Here is a 21,036-nt window from a genome sequence, read left to right on the forward strand (position 1 = left end):
GCGACCCGCAATTTTTTGACACTCACGCAGCGGGTAGTGAGGTGTTAGCAACAAGGGTGCCAGCTCCATGCCAATTCTGAACAAAAAGCCGGTCCTGGCTTTTGCTTGCAAACGAGTCAAGTCGCGAACAAATAAGCCTCGACATCCATTCCGGCATCGCGCATTTGCGCCAGTTTGTAGCGCAACGTCCGTGGACTGATGCCCAGGCGCTCGGCCGCTTCTTTGCGGCGACCACGCTCGGAACGCAGGGTATCGATGATCATCTGAAACTCGCGACGACGCAGGTCATCGCCCAGCGCGCCTGCCGACTCACCCTGCTCCATTTCCACCGGCATGCCTCGCACCTGCGGCTGACTGGGCACACCCAAGACCGGAAGCGGCGCACAGGCCACCGGTCCCGCCAGACAAAAATCCTGAGGCTGAATCAATCCGCCTTGCTGCAAAATCAGCGCACGCTGGATCGCGTTATCCAGTTCACGCACGTTACCTGGCCACGGATAGCCGATCAGGCAAGCCTGAGCTTCGGCCGACAACCGCGCAGCGGCATGCTTCATTTTATTGACGTGCTTGGTCAGCAGGAGCTCGGCCAGCGGCAGGATATCGGCGGTGCGCTCGCGCAACGGACGCCAGGCCAGCGGAAACACCGATAGCCGATAGTAAAGATCTTCACGAAAGCGCCCCGCTGCCACTTCGCCCGCCAGATCGCGGTTGGTGGTCGCAACCACGCGGATATCCAGAGCGATCGGCTTACGCGCACCGACGCGTTCAACCTCGCGCTCCTGCAATACACGCAATAGTTTGGCCTGCAGCCCCAGCGGCATTTCGGAGATTTCGTCGAGCAGGATAGTGCCGCCATCGGCCTGCTCGAATTTACCGGCCTGAGACGCAATGGCACCGGTGAACGACCCCTTCTCGTGGCCGAACAAGGTGGCCTCAAGCATGTTGTCGGGAATCGCCGCGCAGTTGATGGCGATAAACGGCTGACTGGCGCGATGGGAATGCTGATGGATGTATCGCGCCAGCACTTCCTTACCCGTGCCGGACTCGCCAGAGATCAACACCGTGGAATCACTTCGAGCAACCCGCGCCGCCAACTCAAGCAACTGCGCACTGGCGGGCTCGAACGCCACCGGACCTTCGTCCTGCGCCGCCCCCAGACACCCCAGGGCATGGCGCGCGACCAGATCGAGCAACGCCTTAGGCTCGAACGGTTTGACCAGATAATCAGCCGCCCCCTGGCGCATGGCATCTACCGCCCGTTCGACCGCACCGTGAGCCGTCATCAACAACACCGGCAATTGCGGCTGACGCGCACGCAACACGCCGAGTAGTTGATGCCCGTCCATACCCGGCATGTTCACGTCGCTGACCACCAGATTGAACGCTTGGGCGGCGACCGCCTCCAGCGCTTCCTCTGCCGAGCCGACGGCCGTGTAGTCATGCCCGGCCAGCAACAGCGTATCCGCCAAGGCTTCACGCAGGGCACGATCATCCTCGACCAGCAATACCTTCAACAACACCTTGACCGCCATGACCTTCATGCCACTCCTTGAACGCTGGACTGCTCACCAGAAAAAAGCGGCAAAATCACTAGCGCACACGTGCCGCGGCCCGGCCGCGAGCGCAGCAGCAATTCTCCTTGATGAGCACGCGCCACCGCCTTGACCACGGTCAGGCCCAGGCCGGTCCCCGTCGTTTTGGTGGTGAAAAATGGCTCGCCCAATCGGGTTAGCACGGTCGCATCGATACCGCTGCCGCTGTCACTGACGCACAGCCGCAACGTGTTTTCACGGGTATAGAGATGCACCTTCAAACAGACAATACCGGCGCTGGCCTGAATGGCGTTTTCAATCAGATTGAGCACGGCCCCCACCAGCGTGTCGCGGTTGCACAGCAACTCTCCGGCATGGCTATCGCACTGCCAGCGCACCGGCAGGTCCTGAACATGGGTCAGCGCAGCTGCTTGCAGCGACTGCATCAAGGCTTTGGGGGTCACGCGATCAGTCAGCGGCAGTTCACCACGGGCAAACACCAACATGTCGCGCACCTGATGCTCCAACTCGTGCAAACGCTCTTTCAAGCGTCCGGCAAAGCGTTGCGCAGTAGCAACCGGCAGCTCCTGCTCAGTTAAATGACTGGCGTAAAGCAATGCAGCCGAGAGCGGTGTGCGAATCTGGTGTGCCAGCGAAGCGACCATCCGCCCCAGGGACGACAAGCGCTCATGACGGGCAAGCTGATCTTGCAAATGACGGGTTTCAGTCAGGTCGTTGAGCAGCACCAACTGCCCCGGCTCGGCATCCAGCGAACGAGTGGCAATCGACAACCGTCGACCATCTTTCAGGGAAATTTCATGACCGTCGTCTTCACGGGGGGCGAAGCAGCGGGCGATCACCCGACGCCAGAGCTCACCCACCAGCGGCAGGCCGAGCAACTCACGGGCCGCCGGATTGGCTTCGCGGACCATGCCTTGCGCATCGATGACGATGACGCCACCGGGCAACAGATCAAGGAGGTTTTGCAGGCGGTTGGCCAAGCGTTCTTTTTCGGCCAACTCCTCCATGCGCTGAGCACTGACCACCGCCAGCTCACCCTTGAGCTCGGTGACTCGCGCTTCCAGCATGCTGTAGGAATCGGTCAGTTGGCTCGACATCTGGTTGAACAGAGCAAAAGCCTGTTCAAGCCCAAGCCGGCTCGCCTGCTCTACGGATGACGATTGTCCCTGAGCATGTGGGACAGGAGACATCTGGGCGGCTTGAGGCATCGTATTCTCTCGCTTGGCTGACCGTCAGTTAAACGGAACGTTGCGAGAGCTATAGCAATACCCGTGCCTAAAAAAAACCGCCTATTAATCAGAGGGTTAAAAAACAGGCGTCAATCATCCGCCTGTTCATCACCGTCGCGACGACTCATGCCGTACTTACGCATCTTCTCCACCAGTGTGGTGCGACGAATACGCAGACGTTCAGCAGCCCGAGCCACGATGCCATTGGCATCATCCAGCGCTTGCTGAATCAAGCCTTGCTCCAGACCACCGAGGTAGTCCTTCAAGTCCAGCCCCTCCGGCGGCAGCATCGCCGTGGCAGCGAAGTTCGGGGTATGCCCATTGATGGCCACCCGCTCTTCCAGATCGCTGCGCAGGCTGTCGACCAGTTGCTCGTCTTCATCGTCCACGTAACGGAATTTCTTCGGCAGCTCGACCACACCGATCACCCCATACGGGTGCATGATCGCCATGCGTTCCACCAGGTTGGCCAGCTCGCGAACGTTGCCCGGCCAGCCGTGACGGCACAGCGACATGATTGCCGCCGAGTTGAAGCGGATCGAACCGCGTTTCTCGTGCTCCATGCGCGAGATCAACTCGTTCATCAGCAATGGAATGTCTTCGACGCGCTCGCGCAGCGGCGCCATTTCGATCGGGAATACGTTCAGGCGGTAATACAGGTCTTCGCGGAAACTGCCGACCTCGATCATGCTTTCGAGGTTTTTGTGGGTCGCGGCAATGATCCGAACATCGACGCTTTGGGTCTTGTTGCTGCCCACGCGCTCGAAAGTACGCTCCTGCAATACGCGCAGCAGCTTGACCTGCATCGGCAATGGCATGTCGCCGATCTCGTCGAGGAACAGCGTACCGCCGTTAGCCAGCTCGAAGCGCCCGGCGCGACTGGTGATCGCTCCGGTAAAAGCACCCTTCTCATGGCCGAACAATTCGCTTTCCAGCAACTCGGCCGGGATAGCACCGCAATTGACTGGCACGAAAGGCCCGTCACGTCGTTTGGAGTGGTAGTGCAGGTTGCGTGCGACCACTTCCTTGCCGGTACCGGACTCGCCAAGAATCAGCACGCTGGCGTCGGTATCGGCCACTTGCTGCATCATCTGGCGGACATGCTGGATCGCCCGACTGGTGCCGACAAGACTGCGGAAAAGATTGGGTTCGCGATGGCGACCACGCTCGCGGGCCTGATCGTACATCTCGCGATAGACCTGAGCGCGATGCAGGGAATCCAGCAATTTGCTGTAGCTGGGCGGCATTTCCAGCGTGGAAAGCACTCGACGACGCTGGTCTTCAGGCAGGTCAACGGAAGAAATATCGCCCATTAACAAAACCGGAAGGAACTCATCCCAGGTTGAGAGTGTCTTTAACAAACCTAAAACAGCGCCAGGAGCATTTACGGTCCCGATAAGGACACAGATTACTTCACGACTCGATGACAAGGAACCAACAGCCTGCTGCCAATCATGGCTACCACAGGGTAAATTTTCTTCGCCAAGAAAATTTAAAATCACCGCAAGGTCGCGGCGACGGACGCTATCGTCATCAATCAGCAGAATTTTGGTTTCACGCCACATGCAATAGCAACTTCCCTAGTCAACTCAATGCCCGAAATGCGGGGCAAGCTAGACGCTTGTAGGCATTTTCTGCCAGATAGACGCCTGAAATCTGTAATCAGCCACTAGTTAAGTCAAAAAAACGTGCACAGTCAAATTTATGGCGCATCACGTTCGGATTAACTAAGGGGTTAACCGAACAGATGGTAAACCTTTGCCGCGTTCTGTGCTTGATGGATCTGCGACATCTCGTCGACTATCGCCTGACGCTCGCCCATCGCTGTTTCCAGTAATTGCCGGTAAACCCCCAGCAACTCTTCCAGATTATTACGCAACGCCGTCTCATCCAGCAGAGCCTCGCTGAGCACATCTTCCATGCAGGCGCGGCATGCCAGGTCCAGCTGGCCGATGGCCTCCCAGTCACGCTCGGCCAAGGCTCCTACAAGGGCCTCACGGGTTTCTTCGATACGCTGCAGCACAAGACTCATGGTGATCTCCTTAGAACTGCGGACCTGGCACAGCGATGGCATCCCAGCCATCTTTTACTGTGCGAAGCAAATCGGCGACTTCGTCGAGAATCTTTGGATCGGTGTTGATGTTGGCCTCAGCGAGACGCTTCATCATGTAGACATAGAGATTGTCCAGATTCCCCAAGGACTCGACAGAGGTCTCCAAATCCAGACCTTCACGCAAACCACCGATAATCCCGATAGCCTTACTGATCAACATACCTTTACCGGGAATGTCATTGCGCTCCATGGCGCCTTTGGCCTGGGCAATACGGTCCAGCCCGCCTTCCATCAACATCTGCACCAAACGGTGCGGACTGGCTTCGGAGGTCTGGGCTTGCGCTCCAACCTTCTGATATTGCCGAAGGGCTAACATCGGATTCATGTTCTACCTCATCACAACTCAAGGGCTCGTATAACCAATGTATCGTCTACGAGTCAAAAAACTTTAGATCCAAAAGGCAAAAACCCGGCGCGCTAAAAACGCAGCCGGGTTTTTGGCGCCAGTTCATGTCTAACCGTTGGACTTCTGTGCATTCAACGCGCTGAAGAACGAGGTAATGCTGGTCGATGTCGCCTTCATTTGCCCGACCAACAAGTCCATGGCGTTGTACTTGGCGGTCAGAGTGGTCGTCATACTGGTGACCCGCAGATCCAGCGCCGCCTGCTGACTGGTCAGATCGCTTTTCTGCTTGCTCAGACTGCTGTTGCGCTGATCAAGAATGCCGCCTGTCTGCAAGTAGGGCTTGATCGCCGTTCCCATCCGGGCCAGTAGACCATTGGTACTGTTGGTGCCGGTAAACAGCGTCTGGACCTGACCACCCAGTGCCTTATCAGTCATCGCCGTGTTGAACTTGGTCGTGTCGAAATTCAGCGTGCCGGCCTTTTGATCAGTCGTGATACCCAATTGCGACAGCACCGATAACTGCCCCCCCGGCCCAGGTGTGACCAGCACATTACGCACATCAGCAATGAGCGAACGAGGCATCGAGTCCCCGGTCATCGCGGCGGAGACGGTCAGCTTGCCATTCGCATCCGCAGTGGCCTTGGTCAAGGAGGTAACAGTCTTCACCAGCGTGTTATAGGCATCGACAAACGACTGGATCGAGGTCTGCAGACCCGTGGTATTGGTTGCCACGGTCACCGTAGAGGAACCCGGCGCCACCAGCGTCATGCTCAAGCCACCCACCGCCTGACTGACGGTATTGGTCTTGCTGGTCACTGCCAGACCATCGATTGTGAGACTCGCATCGGTAGCCAACGCGCCGATAGTCCCGGCACTGGCAGGATCAGGAAGGGTAGCCCCTGGATTCGAAGGGTCAGGAATGGTGCCCATCATCTTCGTGCCGTCGATTGCCAGACCGGCAATGCCACTGACCGTAAGGTCCGAGCCCTTGCCCGTGGTGGTTGAGCCGATCACCAGACGCGAACCATTGGTGTCCGTGACGATGTTGGCCGTGATGCCCTGGGTTTTCATCGTGCTGTTGATCGCGTCGCGGGTTGACTGCAAGGTCGCACCGGACGGAATACTGACGCTGTAGGCAGTGCCATTTTGACTGATTTGCAAGGTACCAGTCGGAATGGCACTGGTAGCACCGCCAGCAAAGGAAGCACTGGCGACTTTCGAACTAGTAGCCAGATTCTTGACAACAACGTTATAGCTACCGTTGACCGCCGTATTGTCAGAGGTTGCAGTTAGGGTTGCCGGGGTTGACGAGGTCGCCGCAAAACCCGCAAAAGCCGGACTTGTCGCGCTGTTGAGCTTGTCCATGGCGGCCTGATAAGCGGCCAGGGCACTTTTCAACGAACCAACACCGGAGATCTTCGACGTAGTGAGCTTTGTCTGGGTGTCGATCTGCGCCTGCTTGGCCGACTTGTCGGCATTGACCAATGCAGTAACGATCGAATTGATGTCCAGGCCAGAGCCAAGCCCCGTAGACGTTGTAATTGGACTTGCCATGCACCTCTCCCTTTCAGTCTGTCGCCAGCCTTTTGACCACTACTGCCTTCAAAAGAACGTACAGACACTATTCATGCCAGTTGTCAGGCTTTCGCGTCGAACAACACATTGCTCGCTGTATTCAAACTGTCCGCCAGTTTCAGCGCCTCTTCGGAAGGGATCTGTCGCACCACTTCACCCGTTGCAGTGGCAATCACTTTTACAACGACCTTGCCGGACGCTTCATCGATTGAAAACTCCAGGTTGCGCTTGATTGACTGCACGAACTTTTCGATTTCCTGCACGGCGGCTTTCAACTTGTCCGAATCGGAGTCTTTACTACCAGCCACAGCCAGTACGCTGTCGGCCTGAGGCGCCTCAGCCGGCTTGTCGGTGGTGCTGCTCACCGGTTTAACGGCCGGGTAAGACAAGTTCAGCTTTACGCTCATATCCATGTCCATCACCTCCTAAAGTAAAAAAGCGGAAGAGCACGACCAGCGCACTCCCCCGCCAAAACTCATTGCAAAATTACTGAAGCAGCTTCAGTACTGCGTTAGGCAGCTGGTTGGCTTGCGCCAGAATAGCGGTGGAAGCCGATTGCAGAGTTTGGTTCTTGGTCAGTTGAGCAGTTTCCGCAGCGAAGTCGGTATCTTGTACGCGACCCAGTGCAGCGGTGGCGTTTTCGTTGACGTTCTGCAGGTTGGAGATGGTGCTGGTCAGACGGTTTTGCGAAGCACCCAAGGCTGCACGAGTGGCACCTACGGAGGCGATTGCAGCGTCGATTGCAGTGATTGCGCCGTCGATGGCGGAACCAGCTGCGGCGCTGGTGGCACCGGTCAGCACAGTGGTACCGCTACCTACGGAGAGGCTGACGGCGTCGAACTTGCTGCTCAGGGTCAGGGTGATCTGGTTGGCCGTACCGGTGTTGGAACCCACTTGCAGGGTCATGCTGCCAGCGGAACCGTCCAGCAGGTTTTTGCCGTTCAGGTTGGTGCTTTGCGAAATACGAGTCAGCTCGTCGGACATCTGCGTGAATTCTGCGTTGGTCGCAGTCTGGTCAGCGGTGCCGTTAGTGCCGTTACGTGCCTGAACAGCCAGTTCACGCATACGTTGCAGAATGTTGGTGGTCTCTTGCAGAGCGCCTTCAGCAGTCTGAGCCATCGAAATGCCGTCGTTGGCGTTTTTGATCGCTACGGTCTGACCGCGGATCTGGCTGCTCATACGGGTAGCGATCTGCAGGCCGGCAGCGTCGTCTTTGGCGCTGTTGATTTTCAAGCCGGAAGACAGGCGTGTCATCGATTGAGACAGAGCGTTCGCGGCATTGTTCAGGTTCTTCTGAACAGACAGGGAAGCAACGTTAGTGTTTACGCCTAAAGACATGGTGAGTTCCTCATTGGATGGGTACTGCGGCTTCCGGCCCTGGCAACCGCCGGGTGTGGCCTAGAGAACCTTCGTAATAGTTATCGTCGCGATAGCAGGTTGCTTTAGGGCTTTTTGAAAAAAAATTGCCATCACACTGCCATCCCCCGCAAAACAAAGGCTTGGGAAGGAGCGCAAAAGAAAAATGACGCCAGAGAATTGCCAGGGATGAGGAAAGCAGAACGCTCTTTGCCGGAAGAGGATTTTTCAGGGATGAATCAGACCAGTTTCCAGCAGTTCGACCAATTCATATTGCATGCAGTCCGCGAGCCCTAACCAATTCTGGGCCTGCTGACACGCCAGTATGCGCATCAGGAGTTGCCCCCACTGCTGCTGGATAACTGGCGAGGTCTGGCTAAACAGCTTCTGCGCCTCGTCGAAGACGTCGACCATGTTCAACGCCGCCTCGACATCGCGTCCCAGGCGGAACAGCCCGGCACACTGCCGACAGTCGATAACACACTGCTCAATCCGGTTCATTGCACGAACTCCTGATTAAACGCCGTGCCTGTAATCATCGCGCCCGCCCGACTGCTATTGAAGAAGCGCACCTGTGGATGCCTCGCGATATAACGCTCCAGCTCGTTCAGGTAGCGGCGGAAATTCAACTGCGTCTTGACCCGCTGCCCATGGCCATCGAGCACCCAGTGCCTGGCCAGGTTAACGCCCGGTCCCAGATCACCATCATTCCAACCGGCGTGGGTTTTGTTCATTGGGAAGGCGAAGTCGGCACCGAATACCGTGATCTGCATTGCCCCCATCTTCACCGCCAGATCCACCGCTGGATGAATCACACTGCCGCCGACGTAGAGTTCGGCTTTAGCGATTTGCTTACGCACCGCGGCATAGATCGGGCTGGCGGAGTAGCCGACGTAGCGCCCCCCCTTCCAGGCCGACATCACCTGTGGATCACTCATCGGCAGATACACCAGAGGTATGTTGTCGGAGTCTTCAGGCGGCAAGTGACGGGCGCTGATCCGCTGATCGACGCTCACCACCAGATCTGGCTTGATGCCATTTTCAATCAACGGCCGGTAGGCAGTATCGACACTGATGAACAAGGGCCGCTGCGCCTGGGCGCGAATAGTCCGTAGCTTATCGAAGTGCTGCTCCAGGCTCGGCCCGGTAGCAATCACGTAGATTTCCTGGCCCGCCCGCGAGCCGAACAGCTCAGCAACATCACGATCGCTGCGCACCAGCTCAAGGCTGTCCTGCAGGCGCTGGATGATCTGTGGGGATTTCGGATCGAACTCGCGATTGTTGAAGCTCAAGTGCACTTCGCTGACCAGTCGATCCCGGATTCTGGCATTGAAGTCATCTGCCAGCACCATCTCGGAGGGCAACACAAAAAACGGCAGCCGAATGTCTGATAAGTCCCCTGCATACATTAGCTCGACGCGCGGATCGCTGAGCCATTGCCGCTGATCGAGCAACTGCAGTACCAACGAGAAAATTGCGCCATTGAGGATATGAACATACAGACGCTGAAGGGTCGGCCGCTCCAGCAGCACTTGCTGCAGGTCGCCCAGCCCCGTGCCATAGACATGCAGCACCGGACTCTCGGGAGGCAGACTGCCGGCCTGTAGCCGAGCCTCGAGGGTACGATCGTGGCGACTGGTGAGCTGAATGCCGGCAATGCTCAAGGTCGAACCCAGGCCCTCCACCAAATCGGCCTGCAAAGCTTCACTGTCTTCATCCAACAGACGGGTGAACAGCGCCGGCCAACGATTCTGTATCACCTGGGCATTGCAATGAAAGCTCTCGCTCATGCTGCCTCGCTCTTCATTCATGCAAAAAAATAGCGCTCAAGGTTACACCTTGGAGCGCTATTTTTTGTGCTTCTGTTTTGCCCATCAAGTCCGCTGAAGAATAGCCGAACCCCAGGACAGACCTACGCCGAAACCGCTGATTGCCACGCGCTTCCAGGTCGAGTCGAGCACATGTTTCTCTAGCAGCAACGGAATGCTGGACGACACGGTGTTACCTGTCTCGACCATGTCCTTGATGAACTTCTCGGGCTCGCCTTCGAAACGTCGTGCGACCGCATCGACGATTGCCGCGCTGCCTTGGTGGATGCAGAACGCGTCAATGTCGCTGGCTTGCAGCTCAGACTCACTGAGCAGTTCGTGCAAATGCGCAGGGACTTTCAACAGTGCGAAATTGAACACCTGACGGCCATTCATAAAGAACACGCCATCGGAGACTTTCAAGTGCGGCGCACCAGAACCATCAGTCCCGAACTTGGCTTTGCCCAGTTGCCAGGGTGCGTCTTCGCCCATCCAGGTGGCCGTTGCAGCATCACCAAAGAGCATGGTGGTGTTGCGGTCTTCCGGGTCGACGATTTTCGAATACGGATCAGCGGTTATCAGCAGGCCATTTTTCAGGCCTGTGGCTTCCATGAAACCTTTAATGGCATAGATGCCGTAGACATAGCCGGAGCACCCCAGAGAAATATCGAAGGCGGCTACGGTGGTCGGCAGACCCAGCTTGTCCTGAACGATGGCTGCGGTGTGCGGCAGCCCCTCTTCATCACCGTTCTGGGTGACGACGATCAGCACGTCAATGGATTCGCGCTTGAGCTCGGGATTGTTGGCGAACAGTGCATTGACTGCTTCGACACACAGGTCCGACGTTTCCTGCCCGGCGTCTTTACGCGGCAGAAAGGCGGAACCGATTTTCCCCAAAATGAATTCTTCATCCTTGTCGAATTTTGCACCTTGCGCGTAATTGTCTACGCCGGCTACGGGCACGTAGCTCGCAATGCTTTTTATGCCAATCATTACGGCTTCCCAATAATAAACAGCCCAATACCACCGCTCGCAGGAATCGAGGGGCGCCGACAAACAGAGATTTTACGTCACCCCAAGAAGGCGACAGCGGGAAGAGCAAAAGGCTATCACTGGGCCAAATCAGAGGCCAGGCGCCACCTTCCCGACGAATACAATACAGTGAAGATGCGCGTTATGACTCACAGGTCACTCTATTATGCCGAATCAACCACACAAGCTGCTATTGGACGAGCGACCAGTCCAGTGGTGCTCCACGCTTCAGAGCCTGTCGAGCCTGTCGCCCAAGGACGGCATCGATGTGTTTGGGGGCCAGTCCAAGTCCCGGACGGATGGCTCGCAGATTATCCCCATTGAAGACTTCACCGGCCGCCATATCCCGCGTTACATACAGTGAGCGGCGATACACCAGCGACTTCTGCTCCGCCTCGCTCACGCCATAACGCACCTGGCCCATGGCCTGCCAGGCGCGTTCGGTTTCGACTACCAGGCTGGCCAGCTCGGCCGGTTCCAGGGAAAAACTTGCGTCCACACCACCAGCGCTACGGTCCAGGGTGAAGTGTTTTTCCACCACCGTCGCCCCAAGCGCCACCGCCGCCACTGAAACGCCGACGCCCATTGAGTGATCGGACAGCCCCACTTCACAGCCAAACAGCTCCCGCAGATGAGGAATGGTGCGCACGTTGCTGTTTTCTGGGGAGGCCGGGTAGGTGCTGGTGCACTTGAGCAAGACCAAATCTTTGCAGCCCGCGGCACGGGCTGCGCGGACGGTCTCGTCCAGTTCGGCGATGCTGGCCATGCCGGTGGAGATGATCAACGGCTTGCCGGTGGCGGCGACCCGACGAATCAACGGCAAATCGGTGTTTTCAAAACTGGCGATTTTGTACGCCGGCACGTCCAGGCTTTCGAGGAAATCTACCGAGGTCTCATCGAAGGGCGTCGAGAATGCCAGCATCCCCAACTCTTTGGCCCGGGCAAAAATTGGCGCATGCCATTCCCAGGGTGTATGTGCCTTTTCGTACAGCGCATACAGCGAAGAACCGGCCCAGAGGCTGTTGGGGTCCTTGATGAAGAACTCACCGTGATCCAGGTCCAGGGTCATGGTATCGGCGGTGTAGGTTTGCAGCTTCAAGGCATGGGCGCCGGCCTTCGCCGCCGCTTCGACGATCTGCAGCGCGAGTTCCAGCGACTGATTATGGTTGCCGCTCATCTCGGCGATGATGAACGGCGGCGCGTCAGCACCGATCGAGCGCGAGCCAATCTTGAAGCTAGTCCTGAAGCTAGTCATTCGGATGATCCTTTAAAACCCGCCTGAATTCGCAGGCACTTTGCTGGTAGCCGGCGTGGCGAAACAACGTGAGTGACGCTTGATTGGCCGCCAGCACTTGAGCCGTGATGATGCGTAGGTCAGGCCAGTGAGCGACAACATACGCCTCGCCTCGCGCCAGTAGCGCCCTGCCCCAACCCAACCCCGAACGCCCCTCGAACAGATAAATCGACACCTCGGCCTGAGCCTGGTCGCGGTCATAGCGCAGCACACCCACAGGACCGTCAGCGGCGTGAGCGATCAACAGCAAGCGCTGCGGATTACTCAGTGTTGCCGCGAGCCAGGCCTGATGGCTTTCCCAGTTTATTTTTTCAGACTGCAGGGCCCAACGACGAACCGACTCGGCATTGCGCCCATCAAACAGCAGTCGCGCATCTTCAATCGTGGCTTGGCGTAACTGCAAAGCGGCTCCAGACAACGCGACCGCCACACGCTGCGCACCCAACCCATCGACTAGCTGCCGAGACCGCTGCGCCAGACTTTGCCGTAAACCATAATTGCCCACCAAAAAGCCAATCGCCTGGCGCAACTGCGGAGTGCTGACTTGCTCGCAGGTCCCCAGATACACATGGACACCAGCGGCCGCCAGGCGCTCGGCATTCAGTTGCTGATTGGCGGCCACCGCGATGCAGATCGTCGGCAAGCCGATAGCTGCGCGCTCCCAACTGGTACCGCCACCGGCGCCGACAAACAGATCGGCCTCTGCCATCAATCGGGCGAAATCGCTGACATAGCGGTGTAGACGCCAATTGGGTCGACTGGCAGCCATCGCCTGCATCTGCATCCAGGCCGGATTGTCGACGCCCGCAACAAAATCGACTTCCAACTCGCTGAAGTCAGTCAGCGCCAACATTGCTTTATGGGTCTCACCGACGGCGTCAAAGCCGCCGAAATTTACCAATACCCGACGCGGTTGTTCCTTGATCAGCACCGGCTCGCGACGGAACTCATCGCGCAACAAGGCGAATCGTGGACCGAGTAATTGCCGGCATCGGACATCAACCAATGGCCCATAGGCTTGTGCCGTTGCCGTCAGGTTCTGGTCGAGCAGCAGATCGGCAGCGTGTTGCCGATTGGCCAGATCGTCGATCACCGCGATCCGTTTCGCCCATTGCCGGGCAGCGGTTTGCCAATGATGATCGAGACCATAGTGGTCGACGATGATCCAGTCGAAGCCGGCCTGTGACGTTAGAACGTCCTGTAGCGCGGCTATTTCGGCCTGCCATGGCAACAACGCCTCGATGCCCTGTTCGGGATGCTCCAGCGGATATTCATCAGGCAAGGCGAAGGTCTGGAATCCTTGGGCTTGCAGATTTTCCAGGCGGTTGCCAGGTAGCCGACGACAGGCAAACGCCACCTGCGCGCCGTACTGGCGAAGTACCTTAGCCAAGGTCAGGCATCGCGCCACATGGCCGCTGCCTATCACTAGCGATGCATCGGCACGGATCAGGACTCTCACGAAAGCTCTCCACCGGCCTTCAAGGCGGCGTAAAGGTACTCAGCGCGCGTCCAGTCCTCTTCTGTGTCGATGTCTTGCACCAGATGTCGAGGCAAAATGACAGGCAGGCTTTTTTCAGAAAACAAGACATCGCCGCGCAACCAGGCCTCGGTTCGGCCCCAGTAAAACTGTCCGGCGTCTTGATAAGCGGCGGGTAAATCCTGGGAGCGGGTTTCGCGAAACTCTGGATAGAGCGAAGCCAGAGCGCCGTGGGCATCAATGGTCAAGGCGCGTTGAATGGGGAAGCCAAAACCGCACAGTGAGAAGGCAAAAGATTTCTCTGGATGCTGTTCGAGCACGTCCAGTCCCTGACGCAAATACCGCGTTTGCAGTAACGGCGCGGTCGCGTAGATGCAGCAGGCGTAATCGAAGTTCTGCCCCTGCTCATGCAGTGTATTCAAGGCATGAACGATCACCGCTGCAGTTCCGGTGAAATCATCCGCCAGCGTTGCGGGCCGCATGAACGGCACCTGCGCACCACAGGCCCGTGCCAGCGCGGCAATCTCTTCGTCATCGGTACTGACCACGACCTGCTCGAACAAGCCCGAGCTCAGCGCGGTACGTATCGAACGGGCAATCATCGGTTCGCCATCGAACAGCTTGAGATTCTTGCGCGGAATGCGCTTGCTGCCACCTCGGGCGGGGATGATTGCGACCCTGTTCATTTGCGCTTTTCCAGCAGAAACCAGGTGATATCGTCGACGGGAAACTGAGGATCACGGTGGTAACCAAAGCCATAGTCGAGCAATTGCAGATCGGTGTAGCGATCGAGCATTTCGCCAGCGAAATCGCGCTTGAACAACTTCCCGCTATTGCCGCGATACGGCACCTCGACCGGTGCCGGGTTGTAATACTCGCACATCAGGATATAGCGCCCACTCAACTCATAGAGCTGTGCGTAGGCCGCTGGCAATAGCTCGGGAGCCAAGTGGATCAGCACCCCTTTGCTCAAGGTCAGCTGGAAGGTCCGCTCACGGGGATAATCGAACAACGACCCCTGCCAGATATCGGCAATGCCCAGCGCCTGGGCTTCGGCGTGAGCCTTGGCGTTGATCTCGACCCCCTGCAAGGCGCAGCCCGGTAGCAACTGATGCAGCGCTTGCAGATTGTTCCCGGTATTGGTCCCCAGTTCGATCAGGCTGTCGATCCGGGCGGTGCGCGCCAGCGCCTTGGAAAACAATGCCAGATTGGCCGCAACCAGCTGATGACCCTGATTACGAGCCACGTAGTCATCGCCGAAGTCGCCTTGCCAGAAAACTTCCTGCTCACTTACTTCACGCATAGATCACTCTTATCAAAAGCGAATGGGGCAGTTGTTCAGCCGACGGTGCGCCGCAACTGCTCGACCACGTAATCCTGTTGCTCATCGGTCAGGGCCGCAAACATCGGCAAACTGATGGCTTGCGCGTAGTAGCGCTCGGCTTCAGGGAAGTCACCTTCAGTAAACCCCTGCTCGCGGTAATACGGCTGCAGGTGCACCGGAATATAGTGCAGATTAACGCCGATCCCCGCCGCCCGCAGCGCCTCGAAGACCTCGCGATGAGTGAGCGTGATCCGGTCGAGCTGCACACGCACCACGTACAGATGCCAGGCCGATTGCGCACCGGGTTGAGCGCTTGGCAGTGTCAACGGCAGATCCGCCAACAACCGGTCATAACGAGCTGCCAACTCACGACGTCGAGCGATAAAGCCTTCGAGCTTGCCCAGTTGCGACAGCCCCAGTGCAGCCTGAAGGTCAGTGATCCGGTAGTTGAAGCCCAACTCGATCTGCTGGTAATACCAGGGCCCGTGGCTCGGCTCCGTCATCTGCGCCGGGTCGCGGGTCATGCCGTGGCTGCGCAAACGACGCAGGCGTTCAGCCAATTCCGGGCGATTGGTCAACACCATGCCACCTTCGGCACTGGTGATGATTTTCACCGGATGGAAACTGAACACCGTCATCGCCGCGAATTCACCACAACCTACCGGACGCCCGGCATAAGAAGCACCGACAGCGTGGGAAGCGTCTTCGATCACCGTGAAGCCATAGCGCTCAGCCAGTGTGCCGATGGTCTGCATGTCACAGCTCTGTCCGGAGAAGGCCACCACCACCAGTACTTTGGGCAATGTTGCGTCGCGTTCTGCCGCTTCGAGCTTAAGCGCCAATGCATTGGCATCGAGGTTCCAGGTCAGCGGATCAATATCCACGAAGTCCACTTCGGCTCCGCAGTAACGACCGCAGTTGGCCGAGGCCAGAAAGGTATTCGGGGTGGTCCAGAGTCGGTCCCCCGGCCCAAGCCCGGCCGCCAGACAGGCAATGTGCAAGGCCGCAGTGGCGTTGCACACCGCCACCGCATAACCGGCCTCGCAACGTGCAGCCATTGCCTGCTCGAAACGCTCGATGGTCGGGCCCTGGGTCAACCAGTCGGACTGCAACACGGCAACCACCGCATCGATATCCGCCTGATCCAGGCTTTGTCGACCGTACGGAATCATGTCGACAGCTCAGCGTGCAGCTCGGCGATCTGTCCAACCGAGAGGAATTGCGGATTGGTGTCGGAGCGGTATTCGAACGCTTCCCCTACCGGTTTACCCTGCTCACCCAAACCGTCCACGGCAAAATCGACGTCGACGCTGGTAAAGCGAATCGACGGCTGAATAGTGTAGTGATCGTCGAATTCCAGCGTCATCCGCGCATCGTCGAGGGGCACCATCAGTTCGTGAAGTTTTTCACCCGGGCGAATCCCGACGCTTTTGAGCGGTAGATGCCCGGCCATGCCGCTTGCCAGATCGACAATACGAATCGATGGGATCTTCGGCACAAAGACTTCGCCACCGTGCATGCGGGCAAAGCTGTCGAGAACGAACTGCACGCCGTGATCCAGAGTGATCCAGAAGCGGGTCATGCGCTCATCGGTAATCGGCAACTCCCGCACGCCCTCGGCGATCAACTTGCTGAAAAACGGCACCACCGAGCCACGGGAACCGGCGACGTTGCCATAGCGCACCACGGCAAAACGGGTTTGCTGGTCGCCGGCGATGTTGTTCGCCGCGACGAACAATTTGTCCGACAGCAGCTTGGTCGCGCCATACAGGTTGATCGGGCTCGCCGCTTTGTCGGTGGACAAGGCGATGACCTTTTTCACGCCATTGTCGATGGCCGCCGCAATGATATTTTCCGCACCGTTTACGTTGGTACGGATGCATTCGGAGGGGTTGTACTCGGCCGCTGGCACTTGCTTGAGGGCCGCGGCATGCACCACGTAGTCAATTCCGCGCATGGCCTGACGCAAACGTTCGGCGTCGCGCACGTCGCCCAGGAAGTAGCGCATGCACGGTGCGTTGAACGTCTGTTGCATCTCGTACTGCTTGAGTTCGTCCCGCGAAAACACCACCACTCGTTTGGGCTGGTATTGCTCAAGCAAGCGGCGGATGAAATTGCGACCGAACGAGCCGGTGCCGCCAGAGATGAACATCGATTTGCCGTTGAACATGCCGTGAGTCCTTACCTGTCCGCCAAGCTTAAGCAAGCAACTGCAGCCAGTTCACACTGGAGGCGTCACCGAGAGTAAAGCCCTTGCCGGTCAGGGCCAGGTTCTTGTTGTAGGCCAGATCGTGCTGGAACGGCCCGGCCCACTTTTCGCGCAAGGCTTGGAGGGCGTGCGGTGCGTCGGGCAGGTTGCCTGGGTGGATAACCTGAACTTGCGGTGTCCAGACCACCAGATAGCCGGCCTGGGCCGCGTTCAGGCACAGATCGACATCGCTGAACGCTTCGGCGAAAGCATTTTCGTCCAGCCCGCCGACGTCCTCGAACAGCGCTTTGCGGATCATCAGGCAAACAGCCGATACGGCCGAATAGTTCTGCTCCAGCACCAAACGATTGAGGTAGCCCTTGGCATTCTTCGGATCGCCGACGAAGGCCGAACCGACGCCGCCGTTCATACCCAGAATCAACCCGGCCTGAGTCACTTTGCCGTCGCGGTCGACCAGCTTGGCACCCACCACGCCGACTTCCGGGCGCTGCGCCTGGTTGAGCAGGGATTCGAGCCAGTTCGGGTTGACCACTTCACTGTCCGCCGCCAGCAGCACCAGGTATTCACCCTGAGCCTGCTGACTGGCCGCATTGTATAAAGCCGACATACTCAGGCGCTCTTCGGACCGCAGAACACGTACCTTGTCACCCGGTTGTCCCAGGCCGGCCAGCCACTGCGTGACCTCGGGCGACTGGCTCGCGTTGTCGGCGATCAGTACTTCATAACGGGTGTAGCGGGTTCTCTGCAGAACGCCGCTCAGGCAACGTTGCAAGTCCTGCAGGTTGTCCTGGCTGGGAACGATGATCGACACCAACGGACGTTCGGGGTGGCGGTAATCGATGTGATAAGTACCCGGTTCGGCTGAGCTGATTTGCGCCTTGTAGCCGCGGGTCGCGAGGTGACGTATCAACGCCTGACGTTCGTGGGCATTTTCTTCCAGCACTGGCGCCCGGGCGATCAACAGCGGCTCGTCCAGGTGGGCCAGCCAGGCCAGGCCGCCCTGCTCGATGATGCGCAGCAGCAGGTCGAACTCCAGTGCCTTGCTGAAGTCGGCCTGGTAACCGCCCGCCTCCAGCAGCACATCCCGGCGGATCAGCCAGTGCCGTGCCATCAGCACAGGAAAGCTTTGCAGCAAGTCGAGGTTGAAGCCTGGACGGAACACGTCGACCAATGCGCCACTGGCGTCACGCTGAATCTCATCCGTGGCCACCGCTCGGCATTCGGGGGCGGCTAGCAGTTCCAGGCCGGCGCGCAACAGACCACCGGCGGTGAACTCGTCGCCAGCCTCGGCCAGCAGCACCCAGTCGCAAGGTGACTGACGAGCAATCTGATTGAGCTTGTCGACATAATTGGCCTGGGTGACGCGAACAAAGTGCAGGGTGTTGTGCACCGTAGTCGCCGCCAGCGGCTCGCCGGTAGTGAACACTACGATCTTGAATGCGTGACTCTGACCTTCCAGCAGACTGTCGAGGGTGATCTGTAGCTTGGCCGCGTCGTTGTCCAGGTCCAACAACAGAATGCCGAACTGTGGACCTCCGTCGTGGGCGGCCAGATAGCGTGCCGTGGCGGCAACCTCGTCAGCGTCCGGGGTGCGCGCCGCCAGCCACTTGAGCAAGCGACCGGAGAGCATGGCACCGAACGCCTGGTCATTGCCTTGAGTCGATACCGCGTCCAGACGCTCGGCCCAGGCGAACATGTCCCGCGCTTCGTCCGCGTTCCCCAGAAGCTCCAACTGTTGCGCCAGGCGCTTGACCACCCGACGGTTGAATGGGCTGCTGTCGTACGCGTACCCCAGCCGCTCGACAACGCTTTCGGCGGTGTCGTTGTTGCGGGGCCGCATCATATCTTCCTGCTGGGTCCAGATACCTTCGAGCCCCTGAAGCTGAACGCGGCCGGCCGGCATGGCGTGCAGCAGAAACTCGAATTGGCTCAACAGGTCGAAGAACGCCTGATTGTAGTAAGGCAATTCAACGTATTGCAAAAGCCCGAATCGGCGGTCCGGCCCCTTCTGCACGTTGGTCCAGCGCGACTCGAAAATCGGCTCGGCGGTCAGCGACCGGCCGGTGCGCAGGCAGTCGGCCATCGCCTCGAAACTGTCCAGTGCCAACTGCTTGGCCTGATCCGGGTCGAGACCCGTCTGGGAGCTCGGCAGCGTCGACAGCAACTGGGCGAACCGCTCACGATCCGCCACCGATTTCGCATCGCAGAGGGTCAGAGTGCTGTAGATCTCGGTGTTGTGCTCCGACTCCAGGTAATTGACCTCACGCACCACATAAGGGATCGGCAGGATTCGCGCCTTGGCCCTTGCCAGCATGTAGTACGCATGGCCGATTTCCTGCCACTCGAAGATGGTGTCCTCTGGCATGACCGCGTACCAGTCACGCAACAGCGCGGTGCGGTGAACGGCATAGAACGGCGGAATGTACTGATGCATGAAATCGATGACACGATCCTGAGCGCGCTCGGACGAATAGTCTTCACAGACCTTCTTGTCCCGACGGTAGTAGCTCACGCTGTTGGCCAACGCCAGGTACATCAGGCAATAGCCATGGCACATGCCGTAGTCCGGGTTCGCTTCCAGGAACGAGACCGAAGCATCGAGGGCGTCATGCACGATGAAGTCATCGTCGGCGGCAAACACCATGTAAGGTGTGGTGACTTGCTGCACGCCGTAGTTGAGCTTGGCCCGAATGCCCCAGTAGCCGTACTGCGGCAGGTGCTGATAGTCGACACAAGGGTAAGCACCGTCAATGCCTTCGGTGGCCTGGGTCGAAGAATCCAGCACCAGAATCCTGCAAGGCAAGGCGCTGTAAAACTTCACCGCCCTGCGCACAAATGCGGGACGGTTGTGGGTGATCAGCACCACTGTCAACAGCTCGTTCAGTGGTAATCCGTGTTCAGAACCGTACTTGCCTTGCATAAACTTTCCCCACGAGCGGCTAATTGACCAAAGAACTCAACAGTGAAGTTGTTGCTTACCGAACCCGACGCAGATAACCGTCCGGCGCGACGGTGATCAACAATTTACTGTGGATCGCCGAGTCGATCTCGAAATCCCGGTTCTCTTCCAGATAAGCCCAGACCGCAGTTTTCGGGTTATCACCTTTGCCCCATGGTCGATCCGGGAAAGCGTCCTGCGGCATGTCTTCAACCACGGTGTCCATCACCACGCAGTAGCTGCCGATCGACACCAGCGGCGCGTACAGGCGAAGCTCTTCGAGGACGTGTTCGTGGGTGTGATTGGAGTCGAGCACCACCAGTACTTTTTTGCCGGCAACGCGCGCACGAACCTGATCAACGATCGCCGGGTCGATGCTCGAACCCTGGATCATCTGAATCCGCTTGCTCATCGGGTGAATCTCGATGGCTTCTCTGTTGTGCTGGCGAATATCGATATCGACACCCAGCACTTCGCCATGGCCGATCAGCTCAAGCATCGATGCGTAGAACACCAGTGAGCCGCCATGGGCGATGCCTGTCTCGACAATCACATCCGGGCGCAGGTCCCAGATAATTTCCTGCATGGCAACCATGTCCTGGGGAAACTGAATGATCGGCCGGCCCATCCAGCTAAAGTTGTAGGTGTACTTGTGCTTTGCCGTAACACCGACCCAGTCCAGGGACGTGGCTTGAAGTTCTTTGTCCTGCTGCAAGCCTTCGATGTTCTGGCTTACTTCTTCACGAAACTGCTCATGAGGATTCATACAAACGCTCCGATAC

The 21,036-nt window shown here is 58.1% G+C and carries 19 protein-coding genes; all 19 read right to left on the reverse strand.

Translation table 11 applies throughout. From position 1 onward, the window contains the following. Positions 1 to 116 precede the first annotated feature (116 nt). The 19 genes from ACN1C3_RS29695 to ACN1C3_RS29785 all read right to left on the reverse strand — a co-directional run bounded on the left by ACN1C3_RS29695 (position 117) and on the right by ACN1C3_RS29785 (position 21,020). Positions 117 to 1,520: a sigma-54-dependent transcriptional regulator gene (locus ACN1C3_RS29695; RefSeq protein ID WP_419119322.1), complete on the reverse strand. Its 1,404-nt coding sequence runs from the start codon at positions 1,518 to 1,520 to the stop codon at positions 117 to 119. A 17-nt stretch (positions 1,521 to 1,537) separates the two neighbouring features. After that, a complete protein-coding gene (locus tag ACN1C3_RS29700; RefSeq protein ID WP_419119323.1) occupies positions 1,538 to 2,743 on the reverse strand; it encodes a sensor histidine kinase in 1,206 nt (401 codons plus the stop codon). Positions 2,744 to 2,871: 128 nt separating this feature from the next. Next, positions 2,872 to 4,347, reverse strand: a complete 1,476-nt coding sequence (locus ACN1C3_RS29705; RefSeq protein WP_419119280.1) for a sigma-54 dependent transcriptional regulator — start codon at positions 4,345 to 4,347, stop codon at positions 2,872 to 2,874. Positions 4,348 to 4,517: 170 nt separating this feature from the next. Further along, on the reverse strand, positions 4,518 to 4,814 hold the full coding sequence (locus ACN1C3_RS29710; RefSeq protein WP_419119281.1) for a flagellar protein FliT: 297 nt from the start codon (positions 4,812 to 4,814) through the stop codon (positions 4,518 to 4,520). Between the two features lie 10 nt (positions 4,815 to 4,824). Continuing rightward, the gene (gene fliS, locus ACN1C3_RS29715) at positions 4,825 to 5,220 is read right to left on the reverse strand and encodes a flagellar export chaperone FliS (protein ID WP_419119282.1); all 396 of its coding nucleotides are present in this window, start codon (positions 5,218 to 5,220) and stop codon (positions 4,825 to 4,827) included. Positions 5,221 to 5,349: 129 nt separating this feature from the next. Beyond that, positions 5,350 to 6,795, reverse strand: a complete 1,446-nt coding sequence (fliD, locus tag ACN1C3_RS29720) for a flagellar filament capping protein FliD (RefSeq protein ID WP_419119283.1) — start codon at positions 6,793 to 6,795, stop codon at positions 5,350 to 5,352. Positions 6,796 to 6,878: 83 nt separating this feature from the next. Then, entirely contained in the window at positions 6,879 to 7,229 is a 351-nt protein-coding gene (locus ACN1C3_RS29725) for a flagellar protein FlaG (RefSeq protein ID WP_419119284.1), read from the reverse strand. 73 nt (positions 7,230 to 7,302) lie between these two features. Beyond that, on the reverse strand, positions 7,303 to 8,154 hold the full coding sequence (locus ACN1C3_RS29730; protein WP_419119285.1) for a flagellin domain-containing protein: 852 nt from the start codon (positions 8,152 to 8,154) through the stop codon (positions 7,303 to 7,305). A gap of 246 nt (positions 8,155 to 8,400) precedes the next feature. Next, entirely contained in the window at positions 8,401 to 8,673 is a 273-nt protein-coding gene (locus tag ACN1C3_RS29735; protein WP_419119286.1) for a hypothetical protein, read from the reverse strand. After that, positions 8,670 to 9,962, reverse strand: coding sequence for a motility associated factor glycosyltransferase family protein (locus ACN1C3_RS29740; protein ID WP_419119287.1), 1,293 nt, complete (start codon positions 9,960 to 9,962; stop codon positions 8,670 to 8,672). Before ACN1C3_RS29740 ends, ACN1C3_RS29735 begins: the two co-directional genes overlap by 4 nt. Before the next feature lie 84 nt (positions 9,963 to 10,046). Next, positions 10,047 to 10,973: a ketoacyl-ACP synthase III gene (locus ACN1C3_RS29745; protein WP_419119288.1), complete on the reverse strand. Its 927-nt coding sequence runs from the start codon at positions 10,971 to 10,973 to the stop codon at positions 10,047 to 10,049. A gap of 229 nt (positions 10,974 to 11,202) precedes the next feature. After that, on the reverse strand, positions 11,203 to 12,267 hold the full coding sequence (gene pseI / locus ACN1C3_RS29750; protein ID WP_419119289.1) for a pseudaminic acid synthase: 1,065 nt from the start codon (positions 12,265 to 12,267) through the stop codon (positions 11,203 to 11,205). Then, positions 12,260 to 13,765 carry a UDP-2,4-diacetamido-2,4,6-trideoxy-beta-L-altropyranose hydrolase gene (gene pseG / locus ACN1C3_RS29755; protein WP_419119290.1) on the reverse strand — a complete coding sequence of 502 codons (1,506 nt, stop codon included), beginning with the start codon at positions 13,763 to 13,765 and terminating at the stop codon, positions 12,260 to 12,262. The genes pseI and pseG overlap by 8 nt, the downstream gene beginning before the upstream one ends. After that, on the reverse strand, positions 13,762 to 14,469 hold the full coding sequence (gene pseF, locus ACN1C3_RS29760; protein ID WP_419119291.1) for a pseudaminic acid cytidylyltransferase: 708 nt from the start codon (positions 14,467 to 14,469) through the stop codon (positions 13,762 to 13,764). The genes pseG and pseF overlap by 4 nt, the downstream gene beginning before the upstream one ends. Then, positions 14,466 to 15,086, reverse strand: a complete 621-nt coding sequence (locus ACN1C3_RS29765) for a pseudaminic acid biosynthesis-associated methylase (protein WP_419119292.1) — start codon at positions 15,084 to 15,086, stop codon at positions 14,466 to 14,468. Before ACN1C3_RS29765 ends, pseF begins: the two co-directional genes overlap by 4 nt. Positions 15,087 to 15,121: 35 nt before the next feature. Continuing rightward, entirely contained in the window at positions 15,122 to 16,279 is a 1,158-nt protein-coding gene (gene pseC / locus ACN1C3_RS29770; protein WP_419119293.1) for a UDP-4-amino-4,6-dideoxy-N-acetyl-beta-L-altrosamine transaminase, read from the reverse strand. Further along, on the reverse strand, positions 16,276 to 17,277 hold the full coding sequence (gene pseB / locus ACN1C3_RS29775; RefSeq protein ID WP_419119294.1) for a UDP-N-acetylglucosamine 4,6-dehydratase (inverting): 1,002 nt from the start codon (positions 17,275 to 17,277) through the stop codon (positions 16,276 to 16,278). The genes pseC and pseB overlap by 4 nt, the downstream gene beginning before the upstream one ends. 28 nt (positions 17,278 to 17,305) lie before the next feature. Further along, positions 17,306 to 20,236 carry a TIGR00180 family glycosyltransferase gene (locus tag ACN1C3_RS29780; RefSeq protein WP_419119295.1) on the reverse strand — a complete coding sequence of 977 codons (2,931 nt, stop codon included), beginning with the start codon at positions 20,234 to 20,236 and terminating at the stop codon, positions 17,306 to 17,308. Between the two features lie 55 nt (positions 20,237 to 20,291). Then, positions 20,292 to 21,020 (reverse strand): cephalosporin hydroxylase family protein, encoded by a 729-nt coding sequence (locus tag ACN1C3_RS29785; protein ID WP_419119296.1) that lies wholly within the window; start codon positions 21,018 to 21,020, stop codon positions 20,292 to 20,294. Between the last annotated feature and the right edge of the window lie 16 nt (positions 21,021 to 21,036).

The sequence above is a fragment of the Pseudomonas sp. H11T01 genome (assembly GCF_048515765.1).
Lineage (GTDB): Bacteria > Pseudomonadota > Gammaproteobacteria > Pseudomonadales > Pseudomonadaceae > Aquipseudomonas.

Coding starts and splice junctions, on each gene's coding strand:
- ACN1C3_RS29700 (WP_419119323.1), bottom strand. CDS start 2,743: ATGTCTCCTGTCCCACATGCTCAGGGACAATCGTCATCCGTAGAGCAG.
- ACN1C3_RS29705 (WP_419119280.1), bottom strand. CDS start 4,347: ATGTGGCGTGAAACCAAAATTCTGCTGATTGATGACGATAGCGTCCGT.
- ACN1C3_RS29710 (WP_419119281.1), bottom strand. CDS start 4,814: ATGAGTCTTGTGCTGCAGCGTATCGAAGAAACCCGTGAGGCCCTTGTA.
- fliS (WP_419119282.1), bottom strand. CDS start 5,220: ATGAATCCGATGTTAGCCCTTCGGCAATATCAGAAGGTTGGAGCGCAA.
- fliD (WP_419119283.1), bottom strand. CDS start 6,795: ATGGCAAGTCCAATTACAACGTCTACGGGGCTTGGCTCTGGCCTGGAC.
- ACN1C3_RS29725 (WP_419119284.1), bottom strand. CDS start 7,229: ATGGATATGAGCGTAAAGCTGAACTTGTCTTACCCGGCCGTTAAACCG.
- ACN1C3_RS29730 (WP_419119285.1), bottom strand. CDS start 8,154: ATGTCTTTAGGCGTAAACACTAACGTTGCTTCCCTGTCTGTTCAGAAG.
- ACN1C3_RS29735 (WP_419119286.1), bottom strand. CDS start 8,673: ATGAACCGGATTGAGCAGTGTGTTATCGACTGTCGGCAGTGTGCCGGG.
- ACN1C3_RS29740 (WP_419119287.1), bottom strand. CDS start 9,962: ATGAGCGAGAGCTTTCATTGCAATGCCCAGGTGATACAGAATCGTTGG.
- ACN1C3_RS29745 (WP_419119288.1), bottom strand. CDS start 10,973: ATGATTGGCATAAAAAGCATTGCGAGCTACGTGCCCGTAGCCGGCGTA.
- pseI (WP_419119289.1), bottom strand. CDS start 12,267: ATGACTAGCTTCAGGACTAGCTTCAAGATTGGCTCGCGCTCGATCGGT.
- pseF (WP_419119291.1), bottom strand. CDS start 14,469: ATGAACAGGGTCGCAATCATCCCCGCCCGAGGTGGCAGCAAGCGCATT.
- ACN1C3_RS29765 (WP_419119292.1), bottom strand. CDS start 15,086: ATGCGTGAAGTAAGTGAGCAGGAAGTTTTCTGGCAAGGCGACTTCGGC.
- pseC (WP_419119293.1), bottom strand. CDS start 16,279: ATGATTCCGTACGGTCGACAAAGCCTGGATCAGGCGGATATCGATGCG.
- pseB (WP_419119294.1), bottom strand. CDS start 17,277: ATGTTCAACGGCAAATCGATGTTCATCTCTGGCGGCACCGGCTCGTTC.
- ACN1C3_RS29780 (WP_419119295.1), bottom strand. CDS start 20,236: ATGCAAGGCAAGTACGGTTCTGAACACGGATTACCACTGAACGAGCTG.
- ACN1C3_RS29785 (WP_419119296.1), bottom strand. CDS start 21,020: ATGAATCCTCATGAGCAGTTTCGTGAAGAAGTAAGCCAGAACATCGAA.